This window comes from Amycolatopsis sp. NPDC050768, assembly GCF_040654155.1.
GTDB lineage: Bacteria > Actinomycetota > Actinomycetes > Mycobacteriales > Pseudonocardiaceae > Amycolatopsis.
On sequence record NZ_JBFAHL010000004.1, the window covers coordinates 325664 to 343598 of the forward strand.

Consider the following 17935-nt stretch of genomic DNA (forward strand, 5'->3'; position numbering starts at 1 on the left):
TCCGGTACTCACGCCGCCTCCAGCCACGTGATCCCGGCGATCCGGCCGGTGGTCCCGTCGCGGCGGTAGCTGAAGAGCGTCTTGTCCTCCGCCGTGCACCGCGGATCCACGCCGATGCGCCCGACACCGAGCCCGGCCAGCTGACGCCACAGCCCGGCGCGCAGGTCGAGCCCCGCCGTGCCCTGGCGGGTCTTGCAGGCGCTTCCGGGCACGTGCTTCTCAACGTCGGCCGCCATGTCGGCGGGCACCTCGTAACACGCACCGCAGATCGCCGGGCCGAGCAGTGCCTCGATGCGGGCCGGTTCGGCGCCGAGGCCGCGCATGGCCTCCACCGCCGCCGGGACCACGCCGATGCGCGCGCCCACGCGTCCGGCGTGCACCGCCGCGACCACGCCCGCCTCGGGGTCGGCCAGCAGCAGCGGCACGCAGTCGGCGACGAGGACCACGAGCGCGACGCCCGGCTTGTCCGTCACCAGCGCGTCGGTGGCCTCCGCCGCCCGGGTCTCTGTGCCGTCCACCACGGTGGCCGTGCGGCCGTGCACCTGCTCCATCCACGCCAGCCGCTCCTCCGCCAGGCCGAGCTCGGAAGCCAGCCGCTTGCGGTTCGCGAAGACGTTGCCCTCTTCGTCCCCGACGTGGTCGCCGAGGTTGAAGCTGTCGTACGGCGGCCGGGAAGCCCCGCCCGCCCTGGTCGTCACGACTCGTCGTACTCGCACCCGGCCATCCTTCCAAAGCACGCCAGAACACGCCGAAGGCCACCTCGACGTCGGTCGAGGTGGCCTTCGGCGGCGATCCTGGATTTCCTACCGGCGCATGAACGGCGGCACGTCGACCTCGTCGTCCGACGGGTCGTCGTGCACCGTGGCCGGACGGCTCGGCAGGCTGCCGGACGTGGGCCCGGAGCCGATCGGCGAGTAACCGCGCGAGCCGCCGCCCGGCTGGGGCAGGCCGCCCGGCGGGGTGCCGGGCTGTGGCAGCGGCGGCTGGGTGCGCGGCGGCGCCACCGGGTACCCGGAGCTGCTCGCCGGCGGCACCGGCGTGGCGCCACCCGACGGAGCGGGCGACTGTGAGCCGCCCACGTGCCCGGCCGAGGCCGACGCCGTGGTGCCGCCCGAGCGCGAGCCGAACGCCGGCGGGTCGAGCTTCTTGTGCGTGGGCGCGCCGGCGTCGAAGCCGGCCGCGATCACCGTGACGCGGACCTCGTCGCCGAGGGAGTCGTCGATGATCGTGCCGAAGATGATGTTGGCGTCGGGGTGCGCTGACTCCTGCACCAGCGACGCGGCCTCGTTGATCTCGAACAGGCCCAGGTCGGAGCCGCCCGCGATCGACAGCAGCGCGCCGTGGGCGCCGTCCATCGACGCTTCGAGCAGCGGCGAGTTGATCGCCTTCTCCGCCGCCTGGATGGCGCGGCCCTCACCGCGTGCGGACCCTATCCCCATGAGCGCGGACCCCGCGCCGGACATCACGCTCTTCACGTCGGCGAAGTCGAGGTTGATCAGACCGGGCGTGGTGATCAGATCGGTGATGCCCTGGACACCGGACAGCAGCACCTCGTCGGCCGACCGGAACGCGTCCATGAGGGACACGCCGATGTCGCCGAGCTGCAGCAGCCGGTCGTTCGGGATCACGATCAGCGTGTCGCACTCGTTGCGCAGCGACTGGATGCCGTCCTCGGCCTGCTTGCCGCGGCGCTTGCCCTCGAAGGTGAACGGGCGGGTCACCACGCCGATGGTCAGCGCGCCCAGCTTCCGGGCTATCTGCGCGACCACGGGGGCGCCACCGGTGCCGGTGCCACCGCCCTCGCCGGCGGTCACGAACACCATGTCGGCGCCCTTGATGACCTCTTCGATCTCCTCGCGGTGGTCCTCGGCGGCCTTCTGCCCCACTTCGGGGGCGGCGCCGGCACCAAGACCGCGCGTCAGCTCGCGGCCGATGTCGAGCTTGACGTCGGCGTCGGACATGAGCAGTGCTTGCGCGTCGGTGTTCACCGCAATGAACTCGACGCCCTTGAGGCCGACCTCGATCATCCGGTTCACGGCGTTCACGCCGCCGCCGCCGATGCCGACGACCTTGATCACCGCAAGGTAGTTGTGCGGGGGCGTCATCGTGGCCGCCTTCCTGATCGTGATGTGCTCGTGCTGCCCGCCGGGGCCGCAACCCTGACCCTCAACCCGAGAATGAGAGTTATGTCAACCACCGGCGTTAGAGCAGGACGGTAGGCACCAGGCAGGCTCTAATCCAGTAGCCACGCCGTGTGCCGCAAAGGTGTTTTGCCACAACGCGAACGAGTGCGCAAGGCCGGGAACCCGATCACCCCGTGATCCACTCGTCTGCTATGGCACCCGGAAAACACCAGAGCGGCGGCACCGGCGGGAAACCGGTACCGCCACTCCCGGCAGGTCAGCACGAGATCAGGCGGGCATCGACATCACGAGAACCACGTCATCCGAAGGCTTTCCGGTCGGCGAGCCGCCGGCCTGCTCCACGCTGATCGCGAACTGATTCGCGCCGGCCAGCCCGTCGGCCACCACCAGCGAACCCGCGGGTCCGCCCGGCAGCAGCCCGGCCGGGCGCGGCGCGAGGTTCGGGCCCATCAGCCACGCCTGGTAGACGTGCCCCGCGGGATACGGCGGCAGGTCCGATTCCATGAACATCATGCGGTCGAGCTGCTTCGACACGACCACCGTGCCCCCGCCCCCGCCGGGCGCGGTGCCGTGGATCGCCTGCGCGTCCGGCGCGGCCAGGATGTCCGCGACGGGCTGGTAGCGCACGCGCGCCTGGTCCAGCTGCGACTGCGCCGCGTCGAGGCGCCCCTGCGTGGTCACCGCGAGCCCGCCGAACACACCGGCGAGCGCGAGGCCCACGACCGCGGCCGCCGTGGCCAGGATCAGCGGCCAGCGGCGCCGGCCGCGCGAACGCTCCCCGGGCTCCGGCCCGGACAACGGCGGCAGCTGCGGTGTCGAGCGCATCTCGGCGAGCACGCGCTGCTTCAACGACGCGGGCGGCTCCTCGGCCATCGCCGCGCCGAGCCGGGCCGCGGTGGCCCGCAGCTCGCGGACCTCCTGTGCGCAGGCCACACACTGCTCGAGGTGCCGGCGGAACAGGGCGCGCTCGGTGTCCGACAGGGCGTTGAGCGCGTACGCACCGGTCAACGTGTGCATCTCCGGCGAGTTCACGCGGTCACCCCCAGGCAGTCGCGCAGCCGGATCAGCCCGTCGCGCACCCTCGTCTTGATCGTCCCCTGCGGAGTCGCCAGCACGTCGGCGACCTCGCGGTAGGTGTAGCCCTGGTAGTACGCCAGGAGCACCGACTCGCGCTGCAGCTCCGTGAGCGACTTGAGGCAGCGGCGCACCTGCGAGCGCTCCAGCCGGGCGGTGACCGACTCGGCCACCTCGTCGAACGGCCGGCCGCGCGCGGCCTCGAACGTCGCCTTCTGCTCGCGTTCGGTGCCGGCCCGCGCGGACCGCACGCGATCCACGGCGCGGCGGTGTGCCAGTGTCATCGCCCAGTTGAGCGCGCTGCCCTTCTCGGGCGAGTAGCGCGTGGCGGTCTTCCAGAGCTCGACGAGCACCTCCTGCGTCACCTCCTCCGACTGCGCCGAGTCGCGCACGATCCGCCGCACGAGGCCGTAGACCGGTCCCGCGAGCTGGTCGTAGAGCAGCTCGAACGCGCGCTCGTCGCCCTTGGCGACCTGGGCCATGAGGTCTTCGGCGGTGGGCGCCGCCTGCTCGGCGCCCACCGGCACGGCCGCGACCGGGCGCGGGCGGGCGGTCTCATCCATGGAGCGCTCCTGACGAGTTCTGCGGGGTCCGGGTGGCCACCGGGGCCTTGCGCAGCCACAACGTGACGCCGTGGCGGCGGATCAGGGCCGCCACGCGCTGCGGCTGCAGGGGCCGGCCGAGCACGAGCCGCGCGAACGAACGCGCGCCGGCCGGCCTCCGGACTCCTCGCAGCGTAGCGAGCAACGGCGCGGTGTCACTGTTTTGGGCACGGTGGTGCAAGGCGACGGTGAGGTCGAGCAGCGCGTCGGGCCGCGGCAGGCGCATGCGGTACTCCCCCGCCATCTCCTGGAACGGCGACACGTAGAACTCCTTCTCGGCGCGGGACTCGCCCGCCGCGTCGGGGCGAAGCAGGTACGCGTGCCGGCCGCCGTAGGTGTTGTGGACCTCGGTGACGACGCACTCGAGCGCCCCGTCCGGTGTGTGGCACCAGTAGACGGTGATCGGGTTGAACACGTACCCCAGCACGCGCGCCGACGCGAGCATCGTCACCGGCCCGCCGCGCAGGTCCACCCTGCGGTCGGCGAGCCAGCGGTCCAGTTTGGACCGGATGCCGCCCGCGTCGCCGGGGTCGAAGTGGTCGCGGCCGTCGAAGGTCGCGAAGGGCCGCAGCCACCACGGCAGCCGCGGCGGCGAGTCGAGGTCGGTCAGCCACAGGTACAGCTTGTGCACGAACGCGTGCGGCGGGTCGGCGCGGCGCACGTGGCCGACCGTGGCGTCGTACAGCGCGGCGGTCACCAGCCCACCCCGAAGCTCCCGGCCGCGCGGACGCCCGACGAGCAGCCGTCCTCGTGGAACCCCCAGCCGTGGTAGGCGCCGGCGTAGGCGATCACCCCGTCGTTCAACGCGGCGAGCTTCCGTTGCGCCGCAACCGATTCCGGCGTGTACACAGGATGCTCGTACGTCATCTTCGCGACGACGGACGACGCGTCGGGCTCGGCCCGCGGATTGAGCGTGACGACGTAGCCGGTGGGTTCGTCGAGGCGCATCAGGCGGTTCATGTCGTAGCTCACCTGCACGGCGTCGCTGCCCGCGCCGCACACGGGCGTGCGGTAGTTCCAGCCGGACCGCGCGGCCTCGGCGTGCGGCAGCACACTCGTGTCGGTGTGCAGCCAGGCGTCGTTGCGGGAATAGCGGAACGCGCCGAGCACCTCGCGCTCGGCGGGCGTCGGGTCGGCCAGCAGCCGCAGCGCCTGGTCGGCGTGGGTGGCGACCACGACGCGGTCGACGCGGTGGCGGGTGTCGGCGTCGTCGCGGATCTCGATGCCACGCGCGGTCCGCCGCACCGAGCGCACCGGCGTGGACAGGTGCACGGCGGTGAGCTGCTTCGCGGCCAGCTCCACGTACTCGCGCGAGCCGCCCTCGACCGTCCGCCACGCCGGCGAGTTCTTCACCGTGAGCATCCCGTGGTTGCGCAGGAACTCGAACAGGTAGCGCGCCGGGTACTTCAGCGTGTCGGTGCGGTCGGCGGACCAGACGGTGGACACGAGCGGCAGCACGAAGTGGTCCACGAAGTAGCGCGAGTACCCGCCGATCGCGAGGAACGCGCCGAGGCCCACGTCGCCGGCGTCCTCGCGCTGCAGCAGCCGCGCCGCGTGCCGGTGGAAGCGCTTGACCTCCGTGAGCATGCGCAGGTAGCGATGGTCGGTGGCGTTGCGCCGCTGCGCGAACAGGCCGCGCACGCCCTTCGCGCCGGCGTACTCGAGGCCGCAGCCGTCGCAGCGGATGCTCATCGACATCTCGGTCTCGCAGGTGCGCACGCCGAGCTCGCCGAACAGGCGCAGCAGCGTCGGGTACGTGCGTTCGTTGTGGACGATGAAGCCGGAGTCCACGCCGATCGTGCCGCCGTGGGCGCTGGGCACGTCGTGGGTGTGGGCGTGCCCGCCGAGCCGCGGGTCGGCTTCGAACAGCAGCACCTCGTAGCGGCGCTGCAGCAAGTAGGCGGCGGTGAGGCCGGCGACCCCGCTGCCGATGACAGCGATGCGGTGTCCTGTGGGGTGTCCCGTGGTCTGGTGCACGGCAGGGATTCGGGACCGGTGCCGATGTGGATTGGTGGGAATCGGGACCCATCCGCGCGGCGGAGGGCTCCGAACCCCGGGTATGCCGAACAGCACCGCGAACCGCTTGGCCACCTTCGTCGAACGCCTCCTCGGCGCGCCGCTGCCGATCGCCGTCCGCACGTGGGACGGCGAGCGCGTGGGTCCCGAGGGCCCGACCGTCGTCCTGAAGAACCGCCGCGCGCTGCGCCGGCTGCTCTACGCACCGGGCGAACTGGGCCTGGCGCGCGCGTACGTGTCGGGCGACCTCGACATGGAAGGAGACCTCACCGAGGGGTTCCGGCGGATCTGGGCGCTGACCCGCTCGGGCGAGCTGAGGAGGGTGCAGCTCGCCCCGCGGGACTGGGCCGGTGCGGCCGGGCTCGCCGCGCGCCTGGGCGTGCTGGGCCCGCCGCCGAAACCGCCGGTGGAGGAGGCGAGGCTGACCGGCGTGCTGCACAGCCTGCGGCGCGACCGGTCGGCCATCGCCCACCACTACGACCTGTCCAACGCCTTCTACCAGCTGCTGCTCGACGACTCGATGGCCTACTCGTCGGGCTACTGGACGTCCGGAAACCCACCTGCACCCGGCTACGGCCTCGCGCAGGCGCAGCACGACAAGCTGGAGCTGATCTGCCGCAAGCTCGGCCTGCGCCCCGGCATGCGGCTGCTCGACGTCGGCTGTGGCTGGGGTTCGCTGCTGGTGCACGCGGCCAAGCACCACGGCGTGCACGCGGTGGGCGTGACGCTGTCGGCGGAGCAAGTGCAGCACGTGCGAGGGCGCCTGGCCCAGCACGACCTCGAAGACCGTGTTGAGGTGCGGCAGCAGGACTACCGGGAGCTGACCGACGGGCCGTTCGACGCCGTCGCGTCGGTCGAGATGGGCGAGCATGTCGGCGAAGAGAACTATCCGACGTACGCGAATACGCTGTTCCGCATGCTCAACCCGGCCGGGCGGCTCGTGCTGCAGCAGATGTCGCGCGGGCGCGCCGGGGACACAGCGCCCGGCGGCGGCGCGTTCATCGAGCGCTACATCGCCCCGGACATGACGATGCGGCCGCTGAGCCGCACGCTCGGGCACCTCGAGACGGCCGGGTTCGAGATCCGCGACGTGCACGCGCTGCGCGAGCACTACGTGACGACCGTGCGCGAGTGGGCCGAGACCCTGGAGTTCCACTGGGCCGAGGCCGTCGCGCTGGTCGGCGAGGTGGAGGCGCGCGTGTGGCGGCTCTACCTCGTCGGCGGCGCGCTGGCGTTCGAGGAGAACCGCATGGGCGTGGACCAGATCCTGGCCGTGCGGCCCACCGAAACCGGCGGCAGCGAGCTGCCGTCCACGCGGGAGTGGGCGTGATCGGCCTCGGCCCGCTCGTCGCGATCACCGCCGGCGTGGTGCTGGTGGCGGTGACGGTGACGTTCGGGATCGCCCGCCTGCGCGGCCGCTACGACACCATCGACACGTTCTGGGGGCTCGGGTTCGCCCTGGTCGCCGTGGTCGCGTTCCCGCTGGGCAGCGGACCACTCGTGCTGCGGCTGGTCACGGCCGCGCTCACGGTCGTGTGGGGCGTGCGGCTCGCCGTCCACCTGCACGTGCGCAACCGCGGCGGTGGCGAGGACCCGCGCTACCAGCGGATGGTCGAGCGCGCCGGCGACAACCCCGGGGTGCGGATCTTCGTCCGCGTCTACCTCCTGCAGGCCGTGATCCTCTGGTTCGTCTCGCTGCCGGTGCAGTTCGCGATGTACGGCACCGGCCTCGGCGTGCTCGGCTGGATCGGCGTCGCGGTGTGGGTGCTCGGCTTCACGTTCGAGTCCGTCGGCGACGCCCAGCTGAGCCGCTTCCGCGCGGACCCGGGCAACCGCGGTGAGGTGCTCGACACCGGGCTGTGGCGCTACACGCGGCACCCGAACTACTTCGGCGACGCCTGCGTGTGGTGGGGCCTGTACCTGCTGGCGTGCTCGACGTGGCCCGGCGCGGCGACGGTCCTCTCGCCGATCGCCATGACGTTCACCCTCGCCCGCGGCACCGGGAAACCGATACTGGAGAAGGGCATGGCGCGCACGCGGCCGGGCTACGCGACGTACGTGGAGCGCACCAGCGGGTTCTTCCCGTTGCCGCCGAAGAAGCTCACTCGCCGGTGAGACCGTCGGTCAGCTCGCGCAGCAGGTCGAGGTGGCCGAGGTGGCGGGAGGTCTCCTCGATCATGTGCGTCACGACCCAGCGCACGTTGAGCTGCCGGTCGCCTTTGAAGAGCACGGTGTCGGTGAACTCGCGCGCCGCCACGACCTCGCGGCAGCGCGCGACCTCGGCTTCGTAGCCGGCCACGAGCTGCTCGATCGGGGTCGTCAGCGCCACGCGGAACTCGGCGTCGCGGTCGAGCTCCAGAGCCTCTTCCCACTCGTCGGTTTGACCGTCGAGCACCACGCGGAACCAGTAGTTCTCCACGAGCGTGAGGTGCCCGAGCAGGCCGGCAATGGTGGTCAGCTCGCTGGGCAGGTGGCGGCGGCGGGCCTGCTCGTCGGTGAGCCCGCCGCACTTCCACACGACGCTCGCGCGGAGGAAGTCGAGGAAACCGGTGAGCTGGGTGCGCTCGTCGGCGTCCATGGGCGGGTCGGGGCGTTCCGGTGGCGTGGTCACGAGGTGCAGCCTTCCGCACCGGGCAACCTTTTTTCGTCAGATATATTGCGCGCAATCTGATTGCGCACTATCTTCATGGAAGGCGAACCACAGCGATCCCCCACCCCGGGGGATCCAGCACCGAGGAGGCAGTTGTGCCCAGCCGCGACGCGACGACCCACTGGACCGGCGGACTTCAGAACGGCAAGGGCGAGGTCACGCTCGACTCGTCCAACGCCGGCACGTTCGACGTGTCGTTCCCCACCCGCTCGGGCAACCCCGACGGCCAGACCAGTCCCGAAGAGCTCATCGCCGCCGCGCACTCCTCGTGCCTCGCGATGAACCTGTCGGGCGTGCTGGAGTCGCAGAAGCTCGAAGCGGAGTCCATCGACGTCTCCGCCGAGGTCACGCTCGGCCCGGCCCAGGGCGGCGGCTTCGAGATCAGCGGCATCGCCATCACCCTGCGCGCGAAGCTCGACGGCGTGACGCCGGAGCAGTTCGCGGAGCTGGCCGAGACCGCCGAGAAGACCTGTCCGGTCACCAAGGCGCTCGCCGGCACCACGATCACGATGGACGCGGCGCTCGTCTGATTCACCAGGCGGTGAAAGCCCCTCCGGCCGGAGGGGCTTTCACCGCTCTGTCCGGTCCCCGCGCGGCTTACCAACCCGTTTGCCGCCAGGGCAGCCGGGCTTCACGATCGGCTGCGGCAGAAGGGCCCGGCAACCTCACGCGGACCGCCGGCGACTCGCTCCCCTTGCCGGCCCACGGCCATCCCCGCGCCTGCCCGCGGGCGGCCGCTCCGGCCACGGCGATGAGCCCACGACTGTCCACAGTGGCCGGAGTGCGCTTCGGGTAACCCGGACACGCCGGGCGGAAACCGGCGGCGCGCAAACGGTTCCGGGTCGCGAAGATCACCCCGGGCCGCCGGTTACCGGCTGTTAGAATCGGGAACCGGTTGTTCCGGTTGTCGAGAACGAGGTGCCCGTGGCCCAGCCCGAAGCCGAGACCACGTCCCCCGCGGCGCCCCAGCAGGCGCCACCCTCGTGGCTCGTCCTGTTGCTCGCCGTCTCTTGTGGACTGACAGTCGCGAACCTCTACTACGCGCAGCCGTTGCTCAACGAGCTGCGGACCACGTTCGGCGTCGGTGAGGCCGCGGCCGGCGGTGTGGTCACCGCCACCCAGATCGGCTACGCGGCGGGCATGCTGCTGATCGTCCCGCTCGGCGACCGCGTCGAGAACCGCAGCCTGGTGTCACTGCTGCTGGCCATCGCGTGCGCCGGGCTCGTGGCCACCGGCCTCGCGCCGCAGTTCTCCGTGCTGCTGATCGCGTCGCTCATCGCCGGCTCGACGTCGGTGGTGGTGCAGATCCTGATCCCGCTCACGGCCGACCTCACGCCCGACGCCGTGCGCGGGCGCATCGTCGGGCGGGTGATGAGCGGGCTGCTGTTCGGCGTCCTGCTCTCCCGCGTCGCGGCGAGCCTGCTGGCCGAGGTCACGACCTGGCGGGTCGTGTTCCTGATCTCGGCCGGACTGATGGCGATCCTCGCCGTGGCACTGCGCTTCAGCCTGCCGCGGCGCGCGCCGAAGACGTCCGTCCACTATGGAGAGTTGCTGCGCTCGACGCTGCGGCTCGCCCGCGACCACCCGGCGCTGCGCCGCCGGGCGCTGTACCAGGCCGCGCTCTACTCGGTGTTCAGCGCCTTCTGGACCACGATCGCGTTCGTGCTCACCTCCGCGCCGTTCCACTACTCGCAGCTGGGCGTCGGGCTGTTCGCGCTCGTCGGCGCGGCCGGGGCGGCGATCGCGCCGCTGGCCGGGCGTTGGGCGGACCACGGCCACGGCCGCGTGGCCACCGGCGCGTCCTTCCTGCTGTGCGCGGTGGCGTTCGCCGTCGGCGGGTTCGGCGCGCACAGCGTGATCCTGCTCGCCGTGGGGGCGATCGCCCTCGACATGGCCGTGCAGACCACGATGGTGTCGGGCCAGCACGTGATCTACCAGCTCGACCCGAACGCCCGCGCCCGCGTGAACAGCATCTACCTGGCCACGTTCTTCGTAGGCGGAGCGGTCGGGTCGGAGATCGGCTCGGTCCTCTACCACCTGGGCGGCTGGACGGCCGTGTCGGTTTTCGGCGCCGTCATCCCGCTGATCGCGCTGGCCTGGTGGACAACCGAACGGCGCTCTGCTGACAACTGAGCGCTGACAACTGAGCGCTGATAACTGAGCGCCGACAACCGAGCGCCCGCAACTGAGCGCTGACAACTGACCCGCGCTCAGGAGAACGCGCCGGTGTGTCGCGCGGCCCACTCGGCGTAGGTCACGCCACGGCGGCCCAGCAGGTCCTCGACCACGCCGGTCGGCGCCTCCGGCCGCGCCACCGCGGCGGCGAACCCGTCGAGCAGCCAGTCGGCGATCTCCCCCGGGATCCCCAGCTCGACCCACTCGGCGTGCTGCTGCTCCCGGGTCAGCTCCACGAACGGCACGTCGCGGCCCAGGGCTTCGGCGATTTTCCCGGCCATCTCCCGCAACGTGAGCGCCTCCGGTCCACTGAGGACGTACGTCCGCCCGTCATGGCCCTCGGTGGTGAGCACGTGCGCGGCGACGGCCGCGATGTCGGCCAGGTCGATCGGCGTCTGCGTCGCTTCCGCATACGCGGTGCGGATTTCCCCGTGCGCGTGCACGGAATGCGCCCAGCCGAGCGAGTTCGCCATGAACACCCCCGGCCGCAGGAACGTCCGGGCGAACCCGGCCTTCGTCACGGCGGCCTCCACCGCCGCAAACTCCGGCCCGCTCGATCCGGCTTGCTCGTCCCCGACACTGCTGCCGGACAGCGCGACCACCCGCCGCACTCCCGCCTCGGCGGCGAGCTCGCAAAACCGCGTGACCGTTCGCGCCATCGGCGCGAGGTACACATCCTCGACGCCTTCGAGCGCCTGCGGCAGCGTCGACGGCCGCGCGAGCGACCCCACGACCACCTCGACCCCGGCCGGCAGTGCCGCCTGCACTGGGTCCTTCGTCAGCGCGCGCACCGCCGCGCCGCGGGCCAGGAGTTCGTCGACCACGAGCCGCCCGACGTTTCCGGTCGCACCCGTCACCAGGATCGGCATGCTGCCCCGCCTCTTCTCATCTGCCACAGCCTCTCGTATGCCGTACGGAATTAAACAGCGTACAGCATACGGAGAAGATGGTGCCAGTGGGAAAGACGAGGTCAGGACGTGATGGTCGGCAGCTCGGGCGCCGAGACGTCGTAGACCTTGCCCTTCTGCGTGAGCAGGGCGGCCAGCACCTTCGCCTTGCGGTCGGTCTTGCCGGCGTCGCCCCAGCGGACGGTCTTGCCGTCGGTGAGGGTGAACTGGACGCTGGCCGGCGTCTGGGCCGTCGCGGTGGTGACCTGCTTGAGCAGGGCCTGCGGGATCACGCCGAGCACCGCGGTCACCGCACGCGTCACCGGGTCGTCGGCCGACACCTTCGGCAGCTTCAGCTCCGGCAGCCCCGCCGGGCGCGTCTTCACGGTCTTGAACACGACCCCGCCGCCGTCGACGAGGTGCACCCCGTCGCCACCCGGGCCGCTGTCGAAGAACGCGATGGCCGTGCGCTCGGTCACCGTGATCTCCACGGTGTTGGGCCACGAGCGCGACACGTCCACGGTCGCGACACCCGGCATCTCCGCCACTCGGTCGCGGATCCCGTCGACATCGACGAGCAGCATCGGCTTGTCGGCCGGCACGGCGGCGACGGCCCGGATCTGCTCCGCCGACACCGCTTTCGCGCCCTGCACCGCCACGTCCTTCACCCCGAGCATGGAGCTGAAGAACAGCAGGTATCCCAGACCCACGAGCGTGACGACCAGAAGCAGCGCGACCCAGCGGCGCCGGATCTCCTTCTTCCGCATCGGACGCGCGCGCAGGCTCTCCGCCCGAGTCGCCCGGCCCGAGCGCGGGGCCGCCGAGCGGCTCGAACGGGTACGGCGGCGCTCCTCTTCGGAACGCCGCCCCCGCCGGGCCCTGGCCAGGGCAGCGCGATCCCGCTCGTCCTCTTCGGACGAGGGCGGGTTGCGGCGCTCCCTGGTCGACGTCATGCGCCCGCGGTCCTCCGATCGAGCTCGGCCAGGATCTCCGGGCCCAGCTGCGTCACGTCACCCGCGCCCATGGTCACCACGAGGTCACCCGGCTTCACGAGGTCGGCCACGAGCTTCGCCGCGAGGTCGAACGCGGGCTGGTAGTGCACCGGGCTCGTCACGCGGTCGGCGATCAGCGCACCCGTCACGCCCGGCACCGGCTCTTCGCGAGCGCCGTACACATCGAGCACCACGGCCTCGTCGGCCAGCGACAGCGCCTCGGCGAACTCCGCCGCGAACGTCTGCGTGCGCGAGTACAGGTGCGGCTGGAACGCCACGAGCACCCGGCCGAGCCCGGCCGCCGTGCGCACGGCCTTGAGCTGCGCGGCCACCTCGGTCGGGTGGTGGGCGTAGTCGTCGTACACGCGGACATCGCCGGAGCGGCCCTTGAACTCGAAGCGGCGGCGGACCCCGCCGAACGCGGCGAGCCCCTCGGCCAGGCCGGCCACCGGCGCGCCCAGCTCGAGCCCGGCCAGCAGGGCCGCGACCGCGTTGAGCGCCATGTGCTCGCCCGGCACCGCCACGCGCAGGTCGAGCTCCTCGCCGTCGAGGGAAAGCCGCACCTGACCGCCGTCCGGGGCGGGCTTGTAGTCGAGCACGCGTACGTCGCCCGCGCCGATGGCGGTGCGGCCGTAGCGGCGCACGCGCACGCCCTCGGCCGCGGCCTCGTCGCCCAGCTTCGCGGCGCCCGGGTCGTCGGCGCACACCACGAGCAGCCCACCCGGCTGCAGGCGGCCGACGAACTCGGTGAACACCTTCACGTAAGCCTCGGCCGTGCCGTGGTGGTCGAGGTGGTCGGGCTCGACGTTGGTGACCACCGCGACCGACGGCGAGTACGTCAGGAACGAGCCGTCGCTCTCGTCGGCCTCCGCGATGAAGAGCCCGCCCTCGCCGTGGTGCGCGTTGGCACCCGACTCGTTGAGGTCGCCGCCGATCGCGAACGACGGGTCGAGCCGGCAGTGCTGCAGCGCCACAGTGAGCATCGACGTGGTCGACGTCTTGCCGTGCGTACCGGCGATGCAGGCCACGCGGTGGCCCTCCATCAACCCCGCGAGCGCCTGCGCACGGTGCAGCACAGGGATGTTGCGCGCACGGGCCGCGGCCAGCTCCGGGTTGGACTCCTTGATCGCCGTGGACACCACGACGGCCGACGGGGCTTCGGCGAGCGCGTCGAGGTTCTCCGCGCGCTGGCCCACGAACAGCTCGGCGCCCTGGGCGCGCAGCGACAGCACCGCGCGCGACTCCTTGGCGTCCGAACCGGACACGGCCGCCCCGCGGGCGAGCAGAATCCGCGCGATGCCGGACATGCCGGCCCCGCCGATGCCGATCAGGTGCGCGCGGCGCAGTTCTTCGGGCAGCTCAGGCACCTGCGGCCTCCAGCACGATCTTGGCGAGCGTCTCGTCGGCCTCGCGGTGTCCCATCCCCACGGCGGCCTCGCTCATCGTCGCGACGCGCGCGGCGTCGGTGATCAGCGGCACGACCAGCTCGGCCACCTTGGCCGGGGTGAGCTCCCCGTCGGGCACCAGGAAAGCGGCGCCCGCGTCGACGGCGGGCTGCGCGTTCACGGCCTGCTCGCCGTTGCCGTGCGGCAGCGGCACGAACACCGCCGGCAGCCCGACGGCGGACACCTCGGCCGCGGTCATCGCGCCCGAGCGGCACAGCACCACGTCGGCCGCGGCGTAGGCGAGGTCCATGCGCTCCAGGTAGGGCACCGGCACATACGCCGGCTTGCCCGGGAACTCCTGCACCACCAGGGTGTTCTTCGGGCCGTGGGCGTGGAGCACGCCGACGCCGGCCTCGGCCAGCTCCTTCGCGGCACCGGACACGGCGCTGTTGATCGACTGCGCGCCCTGCGAGCCGCCGAACACCAGCAGCGTCGGAGCGTCCGGGTCGAGGTCGAAGAACTTGCGGGCCTCGGCGCGCAGCGCGGCGCGGTCGAGGGACGTGATGGACCGGCGCAGCGGGATCCCGACGACCTCGGCCTTCGGCAGCGGCGTGCCCGGCACGGCGACGGCGACGCGCGCGGCGAAGCGGGCGCCCACCTTGTTGGCCAGGCCCGGCGACTTGTTGGCCTCGTGCACCACGATCGGCGTGCGGCCCCGCGCGGCGAGGTACGCGGGCAGCGCGACGTAGCCGCCGAAGCCCACCACGACGTCGGCGCCGACGCGCTCCAGCACGTCGCGGGTCCGGCGCACGGAGTCGCGGACCTTCAGCGGGAGCCGCAGCAGCTCCGGGGTCGGCTTGCGCGGCATCGGCACCGGCGGGATGAGCTCCAGCGGGTAGCCGCGAGCAGGCACCAGCTTGTTCTCCAGGCCGCGCGCCGTGCCCAGCGCGATCACCTTCGCGTCGGGGCGCAGCCGCATGACGGCGTCGGCCAAGGCGAGGGCGGGTTCGATGTGTCCTGCGGTGCCACCTCCGGCGACGACCACCACGGGCACCTTGCCCGAGGGGGATCGCTCGGCTCCCTTGACGGGGTTACTCACCAATGACCTCTCCGGTTCGCGGTACCCCTGGCACCGCGGTTCGCTGTTGTCCGCGCCGCGTTCGTCCGTGCGGCAGTGCTGCGCCGCGTCGGCTGGCGGACCGACCTGCGGCGCTCCTGCGCCGGTGCGGGCCGGGCCGCGCGTGGCGCCGGCCGGGCCGCCTTGGCCCCCGAACCGGTCCCCCGCCCGGCCAGTCCCTTGCGGGTGGTCGTGGGCGGGCGGTACGGGTCGGGCGCGGGCAGCCTCAGCAGGCGTCCGAATTTACCCGGGCCCTGCGAACGCAGCGCGGCCACCGCCTCCGGTTCGTGCCGGGCGGCGTTGGCCAGCACGCCCATGATGAGCATCGTGATGAGCAGCGAGGTGCCGCCGTAGGAGATCAACGGCAGCGTGACGCCCGTGACGGGCAGCAGGCCGACGACGTAGCCGATGTTGATGGCGGCCTGCGCGACCAGGAACATCGTGAGCGTCCCCGCGACGATCCGGATCCACGGGTCGATGTTGCGCGTCGCGATCCGCAGCCCGACCACCGCGACCAGCGAGTACAGGGCGAGCACCACGGCGCAGCCGACGAAGCCGAGCTCTTCGCCCACGAGCGCGAAGATGAAGTCGTTCTGCACGTTGGGCAGGTAGCCCCAGTTGGAGGCGCCCTGGCCGAGGCCCTTGCCGAACAGGCCGCCGTCGGCGAGCGCGAGCTTCGCCTGGTTGGCCTGGTAACCGGCGGAGCTGAGGTCGGTGTCCGGCGAGAGGAACGACAGCACGCGGTCGAGCCGGTACGGCGCGATGATCGCCAGCACCAGCACGCCGGCCAGACCACCGGCCATGATCACGCCGAAGAGCCGTTTGGGTGCGCCGGCGAACCACAGCAGAGCCAGCAGCACCACGGCGAGGGTGACCGTGCCGCCGAGGTCGGGTTGCAGCATGACCAGGGCGAACATCACGAGTGCGACCGGGACGACCGGCACGAGCAAGTGGCGCCACTGGTGGATCACGTTGTACTTGATCACCAGGATGTGCGCGCCCCAGAACGCCAGCGCGACCTTCGCTGCCTCCACCGGCTGGAACGTGAACACGCCGAGCTTGAACCAACCCTGCGAGCCGTTCACGGTGGACCCCAGCGGCGTGAGCACCAGCATCAGCAAGCCGAGGCAGATCACCACCATGGTCGCCGACATCCGGCGGACGCGCTCGAGCTTGATCCGCAGACCGACCCAGAACACCACGGTGCCGATCGCCACGAACATCAGCTGGCGGTAGAACAGCGAGTACACGCTGCTGCCGGTGGTCGGGTCGTAGGAGGCGACCGACGACGCCGACAGCACCATCACGATGCCGATCACGGTGAGCACCCCGGTGAGGGCGAGCACGAGGTGGAACGACGCCAGCGGCCGCGAGAGCCAGGCCGTGAGCGCGGTCCGGAAGGCCACGAACGGGCTTACCTTGCGCTCGCGCCGGTTCGGCCGCTCGGGCCGGTCCTGGGTCCGCTTCTCGTCAACTACCGTCATTCGCCGCCCCCGCCGCACCGCCCGCGAGGACACGCACCGCCGCGATGAACGCGTCGCCGCGCTCGCCGTAGTTGCGGAACATGTCCAACGAGGCGGCGGCGGGCGCGAGCAGCACCACGTCACCAGGGTGAGCCATCGCGCTGGCCGCATCCACCGCCGCAGTCATGGGTTCATCGTCACCCGGACGGAGGCGGTTCACCGGGACATCCGGCGCGTGTCGCGCAACAGCGGCTGCGATCACGGGTGAATCCACGCCGAGTAGCACAACTCCGCGCAGCCTGCCGGCGATCGAGGCCACGAGTTCGTCGACCGCGGCGCCCTTGAGCTGGCCCCCGGCGATCCACACGATGCTCTCGTGGGCCCGCAGCGAGCCGCTCGCGGCGTGCGGGTTGGTGGCCTTCGAGTCGTTCACGTAGCGCACGCCGCCGATTTCGGCGACCTCCTGCGCGCGGTGCGGCGCCGGCTGGTACTCGCGCAGCCCCTTGAGCACGGCCTCGGTCGACACGCCGTGGGCGCGCGCGAGGGCGGCGGCGGCCAGCGCGTTGGCGACATTGTGCGGCCCAGCCGGGCGCACGTCGGCGATGGTCGCCAGCTCTTCCGCGCTCGTGGCGGGATCGGCGACGAACGCGCGGTCCACCAGCAGGTCCTCGACCAGGCCCAGCTCACCCGCGTGCGGCGTGTCCAGGCGGAACCCGACACGGCGGGCGCTCGCGGGCGCGTGTTCCTCGGCAAGGCGGACGGACCACTCGTCGTCGGCGTTGTGCACGACCACGCGCGAGCGCTCGTGGGCCCGCCCCTTCACAGCGCCGTACTCCTCCATCGAGCCGTGCCAGTCGATGTGGTCCTCGGCGAGGTTGAGCACCACCGACGCGTCGGGCGCGACTGTCGAGGACCAATGCAGCTGGAAGCTGGACAGCTCCACGGCGAGCACGGCGTGGCCGGCCCGCACGGCGTCGAGCACCGCGTAGCCGACGTTCCCGCAGGCCACGGCGTCGACGCCACCCGCACGCAGCATCGATTCGAGCATGCCGACGGTGGTGGTCTTGCCGTTCGTGCCGGTGATCACCAGCCACGACGGCGGCCGCTCGCGCAGCTGCCCGACGCGCCAGGCCAGCTCGACGTCGCCGATCACCTCGACACCGGCGGCGGCCGCGGCGGCCAGCAGCGGCGACGTGGGCCGCCAGCCCGGGCTCGCCACCACGAGCACGGTGCCCGGCGGAGGAGCGCTGAGGCCCGGCACCAGCTCGGCGCCGAGGCCCGCCAGCTCTTCGAGCCGCTCGGCGTTGCCGTCGGTGACCGTCACGTGGGCGCCCAGCTCCCGCAGGACCGGCACCACCGACTTCCCGGTGACACCGGCGCCGGCCACGAGCACGTTCTTGCCTTCGAGCAGGAGTTCCCTGTCGGTCACG

The 17935-nt window shown here is 72.1% G+C and carries 17 protein-coding genes; 4 read left to right on the forward strand and 13 right to left on the reverse strand.

The window, feature by feature from the left end; translation table 11 throughout:
- Positions 1 to 8: 8 nt before the first annotated feature.
- The 6 genes from pgeF to AB0H62_RS14695 all read right to left on the reverse strand — a co-directional run bounded on the left by pgeF (position 9) and on the right by AB0H62_RS14695 (position 5797).
- Positions 9 to 716 (reverse strand): peptidoglycan editing factor PgeF, encoded by a 708-nt coding sequence (gene pgeF, locus AB0H62_RS14670; protein WP_354869816.1) that lies wholly within the window; start codon positions 714 to 716, stop codon positions 9 to 11.
- Between the two features lie 87 nt (positions 717 to 803).
- Positions 804 to 2105, reverse strand: a complete 1302-nt coding sequence (gene ftsZ / locus AB0H62_RS14675; protein WP_220242221.1) for a cell division protein FtsZ — start codon at positions 2103 to 2105, stop codon at positions 804 to 806.
- Between the two features lie 306 nt (positions 2106 to 2411).
- On the reverse strand, positions 2412 to 3176 hold the full coding sequence (locus AB0H62_RS14680) for an anti-sigma factor (protein WP_360586389.1): 765 nt from the start codon (positions 3174 to 3176) through the stop codon (positions 2412 to 2414).
- On the reverse strand, positions 3173 to 3781 hold the full coding sequence (sigK, locus tag AB0H62_RS14685; protein WP_220242223.1) for an ECF RNA polymerase sigma factor SigK: 609 nt from the start codon (positions 3779 to 3781) through the stop codon (positions 3173 to 3175). Before sigK ends, AB0H62_RS14680 begins: the two co-directional genes overlap by 4 nt.
- The gene (locus AB0H62_RS14690) at positions 3774 to 4520 is read right to left on the reverse strand and encodes a DUF1365 domain-containing protein (RefSeq protein ID WP_360586651.1); all 747 of its coding nucleotides are present in this window, start codon (positions 4518 to 4520) and stop codon (positions 3774 to 3776) included. Before AB0H62_RS14690 ends, sigK begins: the two co-directional genes overlap by 8 nt.
- Complete coding sequence (locus AB0H62_RS14695; RefSeq protein WP_360586392.1) at positions 4514 to 5797, reverse strand: FAD-dependent oxidoreductase; 1284 nt, start codon at positions 5795 to 5797, stop codon at positions 4514 to 4516. The genes AB0H62_RS14690 and AB0H62_RS14695 overlap by 7 nt, the downstream gene beginning before the upstream one ends.
- Positions 5798 to 5879: 82 nt before the next feature.
- Between AB0H62_RS14695 and AB0H62_RS14700 the strand changes: the two genes are divergently transcribed.
- Positions 5880 to 7166 carry a cyclopropane-fatty-acyl-phospholipid synthase family protein gene (locus AB0H62_RS14700; RefSeq protein WP_360586394.1) on the forward strand — a complete coding sequence of 429 codons (1287 nt, stop codon included), beginning with the start codon at positions 5880 to 5882 and terminating at the stop codon, positions 7164 to 7166.
- The gene (locus AB0H62_RS14705) at positions 7166 to 7951 is read left to right on the forward strand and encodes a DUF1295 domain-containing protein (protein ID WP_220247873.1); all 786 of its coding nucleotides are present in this window, start codon (positions 7166 to 7168) and stop codon (positions 7949 to 7951) included. The genes AB0H62_RS14700 and AB0H62_RS14705 overlap by 1 nt, the downstream gene beginning before the upstream one ends.
- Here the strand turns inward: AB0H62_RS14705 and AB0H62_RS14710 are convergent.
- A complete protein-coding gene (locus AB0H62_RS14710) occupies positions 7938 to 8447 on the reverse strand; it encodes a DinB family protein (RefSeq protein ID WP_220242226.1) in 510 nt (169 codons plus the stop codon). The genes AB0H62_RS14705 and AB0H62_RS14710 overlap by 14 nt on opposite strands.
- Positions 8448 to 8581: 134 nt before the next feature.
- Between AB0H62_RS14710 and AB0H62_RS14715 the strand changes: the two genes are divergently transcribed.
- The gene (locus tag AB0H62_RS14715) at positions 8582 to 9016 is read left to right on the forward strand and encodes an OsmC family peroxiredoxin (RefSeq protein ID WP_360586396.1); all 435 of its coding nucleotides are present in this window, start codon (positions 8582 to 8584) and stop codon (positions 9014 to 9016) included.
- Positions 9017 to 9410: 394 nt separating this feature from the next.
- A complete protein-coding gene (locus tag AB0H62_RS14720) occupies positions 9411 to 10619 on the forward strand; it encodes an MFS transporter (RefSeq protein ID WP_360586399.1) in 1209 nt (402 codons plus the stop codon).
- A 77-nt stretch (positions 10620 to 10696) separates the two neighbouring features.
- On the opposite strand, the gene AB0H62_RS14725 is transcribed toward AB0H62_RS14720, so the two are convergent.
- From AB0H62_RS14725 to murD, 6 genes are all read right to left on the reverse strand, one after another.
- A complete protein-coding gene (locus tag AB0H62_RS14725) occupies positions 10697 to 11530 on the reverse strand; it encodes an NAD(P)H-binding protein (protein ID WP_360586401.1) in 834 nt (277 codons plus the stop codon).
- Between the two features lie 101 nt (positions 11531 to 11631).
- Entirely contained in the window at positions 11632 to 12501 is an 870-nt protein-coding gene (locus tag AB0H62_RS14730) for an FtsQ-type POTRA domain-containing protein (protein WP_360586403.1), read from the reverse strand.
- Positions 12498 to 13907, reverse strand: coding sequence for a UDP-N-acetylmuramate--L-alanine ligase (gene murC, locus AB0H62_RS14735; RefSeq protein WP_360586405.1), 1410 nt, complete (start codon positions 13905 to 13907; stop codon positions 12498 to 12500). Before murC ends, AB0H62_RS14730 begins: the two co-directional genes overlap by 4 nt.
- Complete coding sequence (gene murG / locus AB0H62_RS14740; protein WP_360586407.1) at positions 13900 to 15024, reverse strand: undecaprenyldiphospho-muramoylpentapeptide beta-N-acetylglucosaminyltransferase; 1125 nt, start codon at positions 15022 to 15024, stop codon at positions 13900 to 13902. The genes murC and murG overlap by 8 nt, the downstream gene beginning before the upstream one ends.
- Complete coding sequence (gene ftsW, locus AB0H62_RS14745) at positions 15021 to 16526, reverse strand: putative lipid II flippase FtsW (protein WP_220242232.1); 1506 nt, start codon at positions 16524 to 16526, stop codon at positions 15021 to 15023. Before ftsW ends, murG begins: the two co-directional genes overlap by 4 nt.
- Positions 16513 to 17934, reverse strand: coding sequence for a UDP-N-acetylmuramoyl-L-alanine--D-glutamate ligase (gene murD / locus AB0H62_RS14750; RefSeq protein WP_360586409.1), 1422 nt, complete (start codon positions 17932 to 17934; stop codon positions 16513 to 16515). The genes ftsW and murD overlap by 14 nt, the downstream gene beginning before the upstream one ends.
- Position 17935 lies beyond the last annotated feature (1 nt).